The 12317-nt window shown below is 65.5% G+C and carries 11 protein-coding genes; 8 read left to right on the top strand and 3 right to left on the bottom strand.

Annotation, left to right across the window (positions count from 1 at the left end; all coding sequences use genetic code 11):
* Window positions 1–425 precede the first annotated feature (425 nt).
* Complete coding sequence (locus D2T30_RS08885) at window positions 426–1952, bottom strand: AMP-binding protein (RefSeq protein WP_128208576.1); 1527 nt, start codon at window positions 1950–1952, stop codon at window positions 426–428.
* Between D2T30_RS08885 and D2T30_RS08880 the strand changes: the two genes are divergently transcribed.
* Entirely contained in the window at window positions 1930–3090 is a 1161-nt protein-coding gene (locus D2T30_RS08880; RefSeq protein ID WP_241651227.1) for an acyl-CoA dehydrogenase family protein, read from the top strand. The two genes, D2T30_RS08885 and D2T30_RS08880, sit on opposite strands and share 23 nt — an antisense overlap.
* Here the strand turns inward: D2T30_RS08880 and D2T30_RS08875 are convergent.
* Window positions 3041–3910 carry a LysR family transcriptional regulator gene (locus tag D2T30_RS08875; RefSeq protein ID WP_128208574.1) on the bottom strand — a complete coding sequence of 290 codons (870 nt, stop codon included), beginning with the start codon at window positions 3908–3910 and terminating at the stop codon, window positions 3041–3043. The two genes, D2T30_RS08880 and D2T30_RS08875, sit on opposite strands and share 50 nt — an antisense overlap.
* A gap of 133 nt (window positions 3911–4043) precedes the next feature.
* On the opposite strand from D2T30_RS08875, the gene D2T30_RS08870 reads away from it, so the two are divergent.
* The 6 genes from D2T30_RS08870 (at window position 4044) to D2T30_RS08845 (ending at window position 10274) form a co-directional block, all read left to right on the top strand.
* Complete coding sequence (locus tag D2T30_RS08870) at window positions 4044–5552, top strand: ABC transporter substrate-binding protein (protein WP_128208573.1); 1509 nt, start codon at window positions 4044–4046, stop codon at window positions 5550–5552.
* A 76-nt stretch (window positions 5553–5628) separates the two neighbouring features.
* Window positions 5629–6564 carry an ABC transporter permease gene (locus D2T30_RS08865; RefSeq protein ID WP_128208572.1) on the top strand — a complete coding sequence of 312 codons (936 nt, stop codon included), beginning with the start codon at window positions 5629–5631 and terminating at the stop codon, window positions 6562–6564.
* Between the two features lie 4 nt (window positions 6565–6568).
* Window positions 6569–7390: an ABC transporter permease gene (locus D2T30_RS08860; protein WP_128184753.1), complete on the top strand. Its 822-nt coding sequence runs from the start codon at window positions 6569–6571 to the stop codon at window positions 7388–7390.
* A 3-nt stretch (window positions 7391–7393) separates the two neighbouring features.
* Entirely contained in the window at window positions 7394–8383 is a 990-nt protein-coding gene (locus D2T30_RS08855; RefSeq protein ID WP_128208571.1) for an ABC transporter ATP-binding protein, read from the top strand.
* Entirely contained in the window at window positions 8370–9338 is a 969-nt protein-coding gene (locus D2T30_RS08850) for an ABC transporter ATP-binding protein (protein WP_128208570.1), read from the top strand. Before D2T30_RS08855 ends, D2T30_RS08850 begins: the two co-directional genes overlap by 14 nt.
* A gap of 27 nt (window positions 9339–9365) precedes the next feature.
* Window positions 9366–10274 carry a serine hydrolase gene (locus D2T30_RS08845; RefSeq protein WP_128208569.1) on the top strand — a complete coding sequence of 303 codons (909 nt, stop codon included), beginning with the start codon at window positions 9366–9368 and terminating at the stop codon, window positions 10272–10274.
* An 84-nt stretch (window positions 10275–10358) separates the two neighbouring features.
* Here D2T30_RS08845 and D2T30_RS08840 read toward each other — a convergent pair whose 3' ends face one another.
* Window positions 10359–11204, bottom strand: a complete 846-nt coding sequence (locus tag D2T30_RS08840) for a MurR/RpiR family transcriptional regulator (protein ID WP_128208568.1) — start codon at window positions 11202–11204, stop codon at window positions 10359–10361.
* Window positions 11205–11288: 84 nt separating this feature from the next.
* On the opposite strand from D2T30_RS08840, the gene D2T30_RS08835 reads away from it, so the two are divergent.
* Window positions 11289–12311 carry a polyamine ABC transporter substrate-binding protein gene (locus tag D2T30_RS08835; protein ID WP_128208567.1) on the top strand — a complete coding sequence of 341 codons (1023 nt, stop codon included), beginning with the start codon at window positions 11289–11291 and terminating at the stop codon, window positions 12309–12311.
* Window positions 12312–12317 lie beyond the last annotated feature (6 nt).

Genomic DNA, 12317 nt, shown 5'->3' with positions numbered 1-12317 from the left:
CGCCGCGCAGGCGGCGTTTTTCGACAACTTTCTTGTCATCCGCGCATGAGATCTCACCCAATTGGGTGAAGCGCCGGGGATCGTCGCCCTCTACACTGAGTCGGTTACCACTCATCGTTACCAGGGGGGGCCATGATGAGGGTATCTGTTGTATCGGCCAGTGCCCCGCCAGCGGGAACCATCCTGCCTCGGCCGATGGCCAGGACGGGAGGTATTTGCGAGGGCGTCGGCAGCTTCGAACCTGGTAACATTGAAAAGATCCGTCCCTGACGGCAGACACCCGGCTCTTGCGGCCGGTCCCCTGAGACCCGGGGTCAGATCCGGCCACCGGACGACATGCCGCCTGATGTCCGGATCTTCGGGGATGAACCAAGACCTTGAACGGTTTCGGGTGTGCCCGGCCATCAGAGCCACTGGAGACCGGTTCAGGTGTGCAGGGCCTCGCGCCGCAGAACATGCTTCATCACCTTGCCCGATCCGGTGCGCGGCAGATCGGTGACGATGCAGAATTCCTTCGGGATCTTGTAGCGCGCGATCAGCCGCTGACAGTGGCGCGCCAGTTCCTCGGGGTCGGGCCTGTGGCCGGGCATGGCGATGACATAGGCACGGCCAACCTCGCCCCAGCGGGGATCCGGAATGCCGATCACCGCCACTTCGCGCACGGCCGGATGTTCGCGCAGCGCGCTTTCGACCTCGACCGGGTAGACGTTTTCCCCGCCCGAGATGAACATGTCCTTGCGCCGGTCGACGATGGAGATGAAGCCGTCGGCATCCCGCCGCCCGACGTCGCCGGTGCGAATCCAGCCCTCGGGGGTAAAGGCGCGGGCGCGTTCCTCGGGGCGGTTCCAGTAGCCGGGCGTGACGTTCAGGCCAAAGATCAGGATCTCGCCCGGTTCGCCGTCCGGGACATCCTCATCCTGTTCATCGACCAGCCGCACCGCCGTCAGCGGCCCGCACAGCCCGACCGCCCCCGCCTTTTCGCGCAGCAGGTCGTGCGACAAGGGCATGCCAAGCGTGGTGCCCGTTTCCGTCATGCCGTAGCCATCGACCATCCGCACGCCATGATCCAGCCACCAGCGGATGTTGGCAGGCGGGTTCGGGGCGCGGCCGGTGAACAGCGCCTTCAGCCGCGTCCATCGGTCGGGCGCGAAATTCGGGGCATGGCGCAGCGCATCGGCCATCTGCGGCACACAGAAGTAATGCGTCACCTGCAGCGCGGGATCGCCCAGCCGGTCATTCGTGCGTTCCGGATCGAAGCTCGGCGAGATGATGAAGGTGCCGCCGCGCAGCATCGGCGGCCAGATCTGGGTGACGATGCCGATGACATGGAACATCGGGCTGTCGCACAGAAAGACCGCGCCGGTATCCACCTCGCCCATCACGTTGAAATTCACCGCCGTCGCCAGCAGGAACTGCGAGGTCAGCAGCGCCCCCTTGGGCACGCCCGAGGTGCCCGAGGTGTAAAGGATGATGCAGGTGTGGTGACCCGAATGCGGTTGCGGGCGGGGGGCGGGCACAGCGGCCTCCACCGCCGCGACGAAATCGGCGAAAGCCAGACCCCGGCAGCCCTGCGGCAGATCGGGCAGGGGCTGATCGCCGTAAAGCAGGGTGGGCGTGCAATCGACCAGAAGCCGCGAAAGCTCCGGCAGCGACAGCCGCCAGTTCAGCGGCACGAAGATCGCGCCGATCCGCATCAGCGCCTGTTGCAGGATGATCTGATGCACGCTGTTTTTCGCAAGGGCGGCAACGCGGTCGCCCTTGCGGATACCCTGATCCTGCAACACCCCCACCGCGCGTTGGATATCGGCATCCAGCGTCCGATAGCTCCACCTGCGGCCGGCCGCGATATCGATGCAGGCAAGCGCATCCGGCCGGATCGGATCTGTCCGGACTGCGACCAGAGCGGTCGAGACAGCGCAGGGCTGGCAGGTGGAGGGCGAGAAGATCTTCATCTCGGGCGGCGATCAGGACATGACGCCGCGCATCCTGCATCTGGTCCTTGCGCGCAGCGGAGATCAGGCCAGCGGCGTCCGGGGGCTGAGCCTGTTTCTGGTGCCGTCCCATGACGATGACGGCAACCGGTTGCCGGTCACCATCACGCGGATCGAGGAAAAGATGGGGCTTCATGCCTCGCCCACCTGCCAGATGACGTTCGACGCCGCCCCGGCCGAACTGCTTGGTATCGAGGGCGAGGGGTTGCGGGCGATGTTCACGATGATGAACCACGCGCGTCTGGACGTGGCCCTGCAAGGCGTGGCCCATGCGGCCCGCGCCACCGCGATCGCGCGGGCCTATACCGCCACGCGGCGGCAGGGCAGGGACGGGGTGACGCTGGATGCCCACGCCGATGTGCGCCGGATGCTTGACGACGCGGAAACGCTTGCGATGGGCGGCCGGGCGCTGGTGCATCTGGCGATGGTCGAGATGGAACGGGGCGAACATCCGGATCTGGTCGATTTCCTGACCCCCGTCTGCAAATTCACCTGCACCGAGGCAGGTGTCACGGCGGCGAACCTCGGTATGCAGGCCCTGGGCGGCTATGGCTATCTGCGGGAATACCGGATTGAGCAGACCCTGCGCGATGCCCGTGTCGCTGCGATCTACGAGGGGACGAACGGTATTCATGCGGCCACTCTGGCAGGGCGGCTGCTGCGCAACGCGGGGGGCGCGGCGGCCACGGCGTTCGCGCGATTTCTGGCCGAGGCGCCCGAGGCCCTTGACGTCTGGCAGCGCGCACGAACGGTCCTGCTGGAGGCTGAGGATCCCGCCCCGGCGGCGGATGCCTTCATGCGGCTGACGGCACATGCGGCGCTGGTGGTCGTGTGGCAACGGTTCCGCGCGGCTGCGGATCATGCCCCCGATCCGCAGCGGTTGCGCCACCTCGCAAAACGTGCCGCTGCGCGCGCGCCATTGTTGATGCGGCATTATGCGGATCTGGTCGTTCTGGAACGCGCAGAAGCCTCTTCCTGCGGGCAGCGACCGGGCTGTCGCGCGGCGTTGGGGAACCCCGGCGGACCGGTCCCTTCGGATCGCGGGGGGTTCAAGCCGCGCCGATCAGTTGCGACAGGAAGTCCTGCACCGGCGCGCTGAGCGGTTCATTCCTGCGATGGAACGCCAGTATGGCGACAGGCGGCATGTCGACGATGCGCCGCGACACCAGCCCCTGCATCGCATATTCCCGGGCGGTCATCGCATCCACGATCCCGACGCCGCCGCAGGCGCGGACCATGTCGCAGACATTGGCGCAGAAGGGCACGACGCAGGCCGGGTCGTAGACCAGCCCCTGCGCCTCGAACGCGGCGCGGATCGTCGCCCCCATCGGCGACCAGTCGGCGTTGTAGCAGACCATCGGATGCGCGGCGATCGTGTCGCAGAACAGATCGTCCTCGCGCGCGAGGGGGTGGTCGGTGCGCAGCACCGCGACGAGGGTGCTCTGGCCGATCGTATGCGCCTGAAACTCGGCCTTCGGCGGAAAGGCCATTTGCAGCCCGATATCCGCCGTGCCCTTGCGCAGATCCTCCTCGGGGGAATTCACCCGCAGGATCAAGCGCTTCTTCCAGTTCTGATAGCCCGCGCGGATCAGGATCGGGCCAAGAAACCCCTCGACCAGCGCCGGCGTCGCCGAAATCGCCACCGGCCGCGAGGCCTGACTGCGGAGCGTTGGCAGTCTGGCGCGAATTTGGGCATGTGTGCTGAAAATAGGCGCGGAAAGGGCGAAAATCTCGTTCGCCTCCCGTGTCGGTTCCAGTCGGTTGCCGGTCCGGTGAAACAGCGAAATGCCCAGATTCGCCTCGAGCCGCTTGAGCTGTGCACTGACTCCGGGCTGGGAAATCCCAAGAAGTCGAGCCGTTTCCGTTGTCGTGCCAACCCGCATCAGCGTGCCGAACAATTCCATCTCGCGCAGATTCATTATCAGCATCCTGATAGTAAAGGGCATATTTATCATTATTAGCTTGTTCGCGCCTTGTCTAACCTTGTCCGCGAAACGCCGAGTCGGAACCGACCGGCCCAATCGCACCAACAGGCGAGGATGGACCTAGCTCATGATGAACAGACTGAATTTCCGGGCCGTGCTGCTGGCCACCACGATGTCTCTGGCCGGCCTCGCGGCGCAGGCCGAGACGCTGCGCATGGCGATGGGATATGATCCCGTCAGCCTCGATCCGATCGCGACCAGCGACAACGGCTCGATCTGGACGCAGCTTCTGATCTACGACACCCTCGTGCGGCCCGATGCGACCGGCGAGAAGCTGGAACCCGGTCTGGCGGAAAGCTGGACGGTGTCGGACGACGGGCTGACGATCGGTTTCAAGCTGCGTGATGCCAAATTCTCGGACGGAACGCCGGTCACGCCTCAGGACGTGCAGTTCTCGATCGAGCGGGCCGCGTCGGAGGATTCGGGCTGGGGCCGTTTCTACCGGCCGATCACCAGCTTCGAGATTCCGAACGATCATGAGATCGTCATGCATCTGGCCGAACCCTTCACGCCGGCCTTCAACAATCTGGCGCTGTTCGCCGCCGCGATCCTGCCCAAGGCCGAGGTCGAGGCGAAGGGGCAGGCGTTCTTCGACGCGCCGATCGGGTCAGGGCCGTTCGTGCTGAAGAAATGGACGCGCGGGTCCGCGCTCGAACTGACGAAGAACCCCTACTACTGGCAGGCGGGCAAGCCCGCGGTGGATGATGCGGTGCTGGAAGTGGTGACCGAGCCCTCGGCCCGCGCGATCAAGCTGGAGGCGGGCGAGGTGGATGTCGCACTCGACCCGCCGCTGAACCAGATCAAGGATCTGCAATCGAAACCGGGCGTCGTTATCGGCGAGGTCATCCCCTATCGCGCCGATTTCGTGCAGCTCAACACCCGCTATGCGCCGCTTGGCGACGAAAAGGTGCGGCAGGCGCTGAACTATGCGATCGACAAGGACGCGCTGATCAAGGGCGTGCTGTATGGCGCGGGCAAGCCTGCCGCCTCGGCCATGCCGGTGATGGCCTATGCCGATCCGGATCTGAAGCCCTATCCCCATGATCTGGCCAAGGCAAAGGAACTGCTGGCCGAGGCCGGTTATCCCGATGGTTTCGAGGCCGAGATGCTGGTCGATTCCGGCATCGCGACGCAGCGCAACACCGCCATCGCGCTTCAGGCCATGCTGTCGCAGGTGGGCGTCAGGGTGAAGATCCAGATGCTGGAAAGCGGCACGCAGTGGGAAACCACCAAGGCCGGCAACTACCAGATGTCCCTGAGCTACACGACCTCGGACACGATCGACCCGGACCAGATCATCGGCTTCGTCGCGGTGAACCCGGAACGGGCGAATGCCTATCATACCGAGTGGAAGAGCGACCGGCTGAACGATCTGTATGCGCAGGAGCGCCAGACCGTGAACGGGCCGGAGCGCGGCGCGATGTTTCAGGACATGATCCGCATCCTGCATGACGGCGCCCCCTATATCTATCTGTATCACCCGGCGACGGTCTGGGCGCAGAAAGATTACGTGAAGGGGTTCTCGGTGCTGCCGACATCGAACTTCCGGCTGGAAGACGTGACGATCGAGAAATGAAAGCCCGCCCGCCCCGGCAAGGGGCGGGCCTGATTGCCAGCCCTCGCCTTGCGGCGGGGCAGCCAGCGGATGACGGATGTTTCAGGTAATCCTCAAAAGACTGCTGATGCTGGTCCCGGTTCTGATCGGGATCACGCTGATCGGCTTCCTGCTGTTGCAGGTCATGCCGGGCGATCCGGCGTCGCGCGCCATGGGCACCCGGGCCAGCCCCGAGGAGCTTGAGGCGATGCGCAGGCTCTGGGGGCTCGACCAGCCGGTCTGGGTGCAATATCTGTATTTCCTGCGCGATTGCGTCACGGGCAGCTTCGGCGTCTCGATCTTTCACAAGCTGCCGGTGATCGACCTTGTGGCGGCGCGGCTGCCCTTCACGCTGGGGATCGTGCTGTATTCGACGCTGATCGCGCTGCTGGTGGCATTGCCTTTCGCGATCATGGCGGCGCTGAACCGGGGCAACCCTGTCGACAGCGCGATCCGGCAGGTGTTCGTCGTGCTGATCGCGATGCCGCCGTTCTGGCTGTGCTATGTGCTGATCTTGTGGCTGGCGCTCGGGCTTGGCTGGTTTCCGACGGGGGGCGTCGGCGATGGTTTCGCCGCGAACGTCTATCGCCTGTTCCTGCCCTCGCTCGTCGTCGGGCTGTCGACCGCCGCGCTGATCCAGCAAAGCCTGCGCTCGGCGCTGATCGACACGATGAAGGCCGATTACGTCGATACCGCCCGGGCCAAGGGGCTGAACGGTCGCGCGGTGTTCCTGCGCCATATCCTGCCCAACAGCCTGATCTCGACCATCTCGATCATCGGCGTCCGGGTGAGCTGGATCATCGGCGGCACGGTGGTGGTGGAAAAGATCTTCTCGGTGCCCGGGCTCGGCAGCCTGCTGATCGACGCCATCGTGTCGCGCGATCTGCCGGTGATCCGCGGGCTGACGGTGTTCTTCGCCATCATGGTCGTGATCGTGAACCTGATCACCGACATCTGTTATGCGCTGGCCGACCCGCGCGTGCGTCTGGAGTAGGCCGATGCTGGTGCTGAAAAACCTTCCGCGCAGCCCGGCGGGCGCGATCGGGCTGGCGATGCTGCTGGTCACGCTGCTTGCTACCGTCCTGACACCGTGGCTTTCGCCGTGGGATCCCTATGCCCTCGATTTCGGCGCGGCGATGCAGGCGCCCTCGGCCAGCCACTGGTTCGGGACGGACAATTTCGGCCGCGACATCTTTACCCGCGTCATGGCCGGGGCGGTGTTCGACCTGCGGCTCGCGCTGATCTGCGTCTTCGTGCCGATGGCCTTCGGCGTCGCCGTGGGGATGGTCGCGGGCTTCTTCGGCGGCTGGGTCGATGCGGCGCTGATGCGGCTGACCGACATCGTCTGGGCCTTTCCGTTCTATGTCCTCGTGCTGGCCATCGTCGGCGTTCTGGGCGCGAGCGAGACGAACCTGTATGTCGCCTTCTTCCTTGTGAACTGGATCGGCTATGCCCGCATCGTGCGCGGCGAGACGATGCTGATTTCCCGCCTCGAATATATCGAGGCGACGCGCGTGCTGCGGTTCGGCCGGATCCGGGTGATGGCGCGGCATGTCCTGCCGAATGCCGTGACGCCGGCGCTGGTCTATTCGATGTCGGATGTCGTGCTGACGGTGCAGGCCATTGCAGCGATGTCGTTCTTCGGTCTGGGGGTGCAGCCGCCCGCGCCCGAATGGGGCATCCTGATCGTGGAAAGCATCGACTACATGCGCGAGGCGCCGTGGATGACGCTGTTCCCCGGCCTTGCCATCGTCTGGATCGGCATCGCGTTTTCGTTGCTGGGCGAGGGCCTGTCCACCGCCCTGAAGCCGAAGGGATAAGCCATGAGCCTTCTGAGCATCCGCGACCTTCGGACCGAATTTTCCGGCCCCGCCGGGATCGCCCGCGCGGTCGACGGCGTCAGCTTCGACGTGGAACCGGGCGAGATCTTCGGCATCGTCGGGGAATCGGGCTGCGGCAAATCCGCGACCTGCCGGTCCATCCTGCATCTCTTCGGCGGTGCCCCCGCCCGCATCGCCGGGGGTCAGATCCTGCTGGAGGGCACCGGCGACATTGCAAGGATGACGGAACGCGACCTGTCCCGCGTCAGGGGCCGGGAGGTCGCCTTCATCTTTCAGGACCCGCTGACCGCACTCAACCCGACCATGCGCATCGGCAAGCAGATCGCCGAGGTGATCCGCTGCCATCGCAAGGTCTCGAAGACCGAGGCGCGTGCCGCGGCACTGGATTTGTTGCGCGAGGTGCAGGTCACCTCGCCCGAGCGGCGGCTGGACGCCTATCCGCATGAACTGTCGGGCGGGCTGCGGCAAAGGGTGGTGATCGCCATGGCGCTTGCGCTGCGGCCCCGGCTGATCATCGCGGATGAACCGACGACCGCGCTCGATGTGACGGTGCAGGACCAGATCCTGCGTCTGCTGCGCGAACGGCGCGACAGCACGGGCACGTCGATCATCCTCGTGACGCATGATCTGGGCGTGGTGTCGCAGATCTGCGACCGGATGGCGGTGATGTATGCGGGCCGCGTGGTGGAAACCGGCAGCGTGCGGCAGGTGCTCGATACGCCGTCGCATCCCTATACCCGGGCGCTTCTGGCGGCGCTGCCCGGTCAGACCGGCCGCGAACGCGACCTGACCCCGATCGAGGGCAGCCCGCCCGGCCTGATCTCCCCGCCCCCCGGCTGCCGGTTCGCGCCGCGCTGCCGGTTTGCCCGGCCGGAATGTGCGGTGGGCCAGCCGCCCGCGCTGCACCCGCGCGGGGAGACGGCGCATCTCGACGCCTGCATCCTGACGGAGGTGCCCGATGTCCTTGCTTGAGTTTCAGGGAGTCGAGCGCCGCTTTCCGGTCAGGCGCGGCCTCTTGGACGCGCTATTGCGCCGCGAACATGTCTGGCTCCATGCCGTGCGCGGGGTCGATCTGGCGGTGCGCCCGGGCGAGATCCTTGGCATCGTCGGGGAATCCGGCTGCGGCAAGAGCACGCTGGCCCGGATCGGCATCGGCCTGCAACCGGCCGATGCGGGGGCGGTGATCTTTGACGGCGCGCCGCTGAACGGCCCTGACCCCAAGGGGCGGTTGCAGATGGTGTTTCAGGACCCCTATTCCTCGCTCAATCCGCGGATGACGATCGGCGCGCAGCTTGAAGAGGTCGTGGCGCATTACCGCCCCGGCCTGACGCGGGCCGAGCGGCAGGGCCGCGTCGCCCGGATGCTGGACGAGGTCGGGCTGGTGCAGGAGACCGCGCAGAAGTTTCCCCATGCGCTGTCCGGCGGTCAGCGGCAGCGCGTCTCGATCGCGCGGGCGCTGTGCCCCGATCCGCAGGTGCTGATCGCGGATGAGCCGGTTTCCGCGCTCGATGCCTCGGTTCAGGCGCAGATCATCAACCTGTTGCGGCGGCTGAACCGGGAAAAGGGCCTGACGATCGTCTTCATCAGCCATGACATGAACGTGGTGCGCTATCTGTGCGACCGGGTGGCGGTGATGTATCTGGGCGAGGTGGTCGAGCTGAACGACAGCGCGGCCCTGTTCGCCGAACCGCGCCATCCCTATACCCGCGCGCTGATCGGCGCCGTGCCGGATGTGCACCATCCGCACCGCGAAGGCCTGCCCGTCCGGGGCGAGATTCCGGACCCTTTCGCCGTTCTGCAAGGCTGCCGCTTCGCCCCCAGATGCCCGCTGGCGGAAACCGCCTGCCACCGGCCGCAGTCGCTGGACGCGCTTGCCTCCGGCGGGGCCGTGCGCTGCTGGAAGGCCGTTTCCGGCACGCTGTCCTGAGAATTCCCGAAACCTGAAAGCAAGACCATGTTCTTCACATCCGATCCCGAGTGGACCCGCCGCTGCGAGGCCGTCGCGGCAGAGCTGATTGACCGTTTCGCCGGGCAGGGGCTGACGCCCGACAATTTCGGCTTCGTCGCGCTGCGCGAGGGGGCGACACCAGCGGGCTTCGCCTATCGCGGTGACTGGCGCTGCTATCCGTGCAGTCTGGTCAAGGCGTTCCATCTGGTCCACGTCCTGAACCGGATCGAGGGCGGAGCGGTCCGCCCGCATGAGGATCTTGATCGCGCGATGCACGACATGATCACCTGGTCGTCGAACACCGCCACCAACTACATCATCGATCTTGTCACCGGGACGACGGGTGACACCTTGCTGGACGGGACGGAATTCACCGAATGGCGGCAGCGGCGGGAGGGGTTGAACCGGTTCTTCCTCGACCTCGGCTGGCCTGAGTTCGAGGGCTGCAACATCACGCAAAAGCTGATGGACGACACCCGCTACGGGCGCGAGGCGCAATATGCCGGGCGTCACGGGGAATACCTCAACGCGCTGACGCCGCTGGCCGCGGCACGGCTGTTTCACGAGCTTTTCGCGGGGGAGGTGCCGCTGGCCGATGCGCCGCGCGCGAGGGCGCAACAGATCCTGCTGCGCGATCGCCACAGTGAAAAGGCGGCCTCGCCGCATTTCCAGGTCTTCGACTATCTGGGCGGCGGAATGCCGGAGGAGGCGACGCTGTGGAGCAAGGCCGGCCGCAATTCATGGACCGGCGATCCCCGCGCGTCCTATTACAAGCACGATCTGATCCGGGTGGCGATGCCGGGCCGGACGCCGGTGATCCTGTGCCTGATGACGCAGGGAAAGGAAATCTGCGAAGACCGGCCCGATGTTTTCCCCCAGATGGGGGCGGTGTTCGCGAAAGGCCTGCTGGGGTAGGTGGCGGGGGCGGTCCGGGGGCTTTGTCCTCGGACCGTGATCTTTCAGCAAGGTCGTGGCTCTGATGCCGCCCGCCACTGACGGTCAGAACAGGTCGAGCGCGCGCAGCATCGCCGGCCAGGCTTCCAGCCGCGCCCGCGCCTTTGCCTCGTCCCGGGCGGCCACCGCGCTTACGATGAGGCTCAGCATCGAGGTCAGCGGGCCCGAACTTTCGATATAGGTCTCCACCCGGTTCACCACGAAGAAGACCCAGGGCGTGTGCTTCGCCGCCCATGTGTTCAACTCCTCGGTGACGACCACGGCGGTCATGCCGGAGGCGACGGCCAGCCGGAGCATCGTCTCGGCCTCGCGCGCATAGGGGACCGTGTCGATCAGGATCAGGCAGCGCCGCCCGCCGTTCGCGGGCAGCCATTCGGCAAGACCCGAGTCATGCGCGGCAAGAAAGCGCGCCCGGTCGTGGATGATGGCGAGGCGGCGGCAGAAATCCTCGGCCGCGCCCTTCACCGACTGGAAGCCGGTCACGAACACCTCGTCGGCCGCGAAGATCGCCCCGATCGCCTCTTCCCATTCGGGGCGGGCGATCTGTTCCGCCAGCGCCAGCACCGCTTCGGCGTCGCGCCGGATCTGAGTGCCAAGCTCGCCATTCTCCAGCCGCAGGTAGAGATCGCTGCCCGGAAGCTGCGCCGCGCCGCTGGTGCGCAGGTCCTGTTTCAGCGCGGTGATGCCCCGATAGCCAAGCCGGCGCAGGAACCGGCTGACGGTGATTTCGCTCACCCCGGTCTTCTGCGCGATGGTCGCGCCCGTTTCGAGGCCCAGAGTCGGCGCGTTGCGCAGCAGCCATTGCGCAAGGACCGCCTCGGATTTGGTCATCCGGCCCTCGATTGCCTGAAGACGCAGCGAAAGGGGGGAGGGGGGAACAGGATCGGTCATGATACGTATTGTGTCATTTTATTATTATGGTAGCAATCTGTCATAAACATCAGTGGCGCCACGCGCCCCGACGGGGAGAATGACATGAAGACGACGTTGATCTGCGCATTGCCCTTCATCCTTGGCGCCGCCACGGCCCATGCCGAGGAGACTTTGGCGATCTACAACTGGGGAGACTACATCAATCCCGAGGTGCTGACCAAGTTCACGCAGGAAACCGGGATCAGGGTCACGCTCGACACCTATTCTGCGAACGAGGAGATGCTGGCCAAGGTGCAGCAGGGCGGCACGGGCTACGACATCGTGTTCCCATCGGTGTGGATGGAGGACATCATGCTGAAACTCGGTCTGCTCGAACGCACGGACATCGACACGGCCGCGGATTTCGGCAACATCGACCCGCAGTTCCAGCGCGCCAAGGGCGATCCCGAGGGGCATTACTGCCTGCCCTACGCATGGGGCACGGTGGGGATCTTCTACAATGAGGATGTCACCGGGCCGATCACGGGATGGGCGGATTTCTTCGCGATCCCGGGCAGGACCGGCAAGAAGATCACGCTCCTTGATGACATGCGCGAAGTGCTGGGCATGGGGCTGATCATGACCGGCGCCCCGGTCAACGCGACCGATCCGGGACAGATCCAGGCGGCGGCGCAATATGTCATCTCCCACAAGAAGGACGTGACCGCCTTCACCTATGAATCGATGCCACTGCTGGTGTCGGGCGACATCGCCGCGGCGCATTACTTCGTGGGCGGCAACATGTATGCGGTCGATCATCCGAACATCAAATACATCATCCCCGAGGAAGGCGCGACGATGTATCAGGAGGATATCTGCGTGCTGAAGGACGCGCCGAACAAGGCGGCGGCGCGGAAGTTCATGGAATTCTACCTGACGCCCGAGATCGCCGCGCTGAACGTCGCGCAGCAGTTCAACGGCACGCCGAACCGCCCGGCGAACGAGCTGACGCCGGATTTCATCAAGTCGAACCCGAACATCAACGTGCAGGGCGATACGATGGCGCGGTTGCAGATCTTTGAAGATCTCGGCCCGGCGCTGAAGGCCTACGATCGCGCCTGGAACGCGATCCGCACCGCGCAGTGAGGCCCG

Origin of the sequence: Paenirhodobacter populi (assembly GCF_004022215.1) — a bacterium.
GTDB classification, from domain to species: Bacteria; Pseudomonadota; Alphaproteobacteria; order Rhodobacterales; family Rhodobacteraceae; genus Rhodobacter; species Rhodobacter populi.
Note: the sequence above shows the minus strand (reverse complement) of the source record. Positions and strands in the feature narration are given on the sequence as shown.

What these genes read in the sequence shown, in the direction of transcription:
- D2T30_RS08870 (WP_128208573.1), top strand. Translation starts at nt 4,044, where the DNA reads ATGATGAACAGACTGAATTTCCGGGCCGTGCTGCTGGCCACCACGATG.
- D2T30_RS08845 (WP_128208569.1), top strand. Translation starts at nt 9,366, where the DNA reads ATGTTCTTCACATCCGATCCCGAGTGGACCCGCCGCTGCGAGGCCGTC.
- D2T30_RS08850 (WP_128208570.1), top strand. Translation starts at nt 8,370, where the DNA reads ATGTCCTTGCTTGAGTTTCAGGGAGTCGAGCGCCGCTTTCCGGTCAGG.
- D2T30_RS08860 (WP_128184753.1), top strand. Translation starts at nt 6,569, where the DNA reads ATGCTGGTGCTGAAAAACCTTCCGCGCAGCCCGGCGGGCGCGATCGGG.
- D2T30_RS08855 (WP_128208571.1), top strand. Translation starts at nt 7,394, where the DNA reads ATGAGCCTTCTGAGCATCCGCGACCTTCGGACCGAATTTTCCGGCCCC.
- D2T30_RS08835 (WP_128208567.1), top strand. Translation starts at nt 11,289, where the DNA reads ATGAAGACGACGTTGATCTGCGCATTGCCCTTCATCCTTGGCGCCGCC.
- D2T30_RS08875 (WP_128208574.1), bottom strand. Translation starts at nt 3,910, where the DNA reads ATGAATCTGCGCGAGATGGAATTGTTCGGCACGCTGATGCGGGTTGGC.
- D2T30_RS08865 (WP_128208572.1), top strand. Translation starts at nt 5,629, where the DNA reads ATGTTTCAGGTAATCCTCAAAAGACTGCTGATGCTGGTCCCGGTTCTG.
- D2T30_RS08885 (WP_128208576.1), bottom strand. Translation starts at nt 1,952, where the DNA reads ATGAAGATCTTCTCGCCCTCCACCTGCCAGCCCTGCGCTGTCTCGACC.
- D2T30_RS08840 (WP_128208568.1), bottom strand. Translation starts at nt 11,204, where the DNA reads ATGACCGATCCTGTTCCCCCCTCCCCCCTTTCGCTGCGTCTTCAGGCA.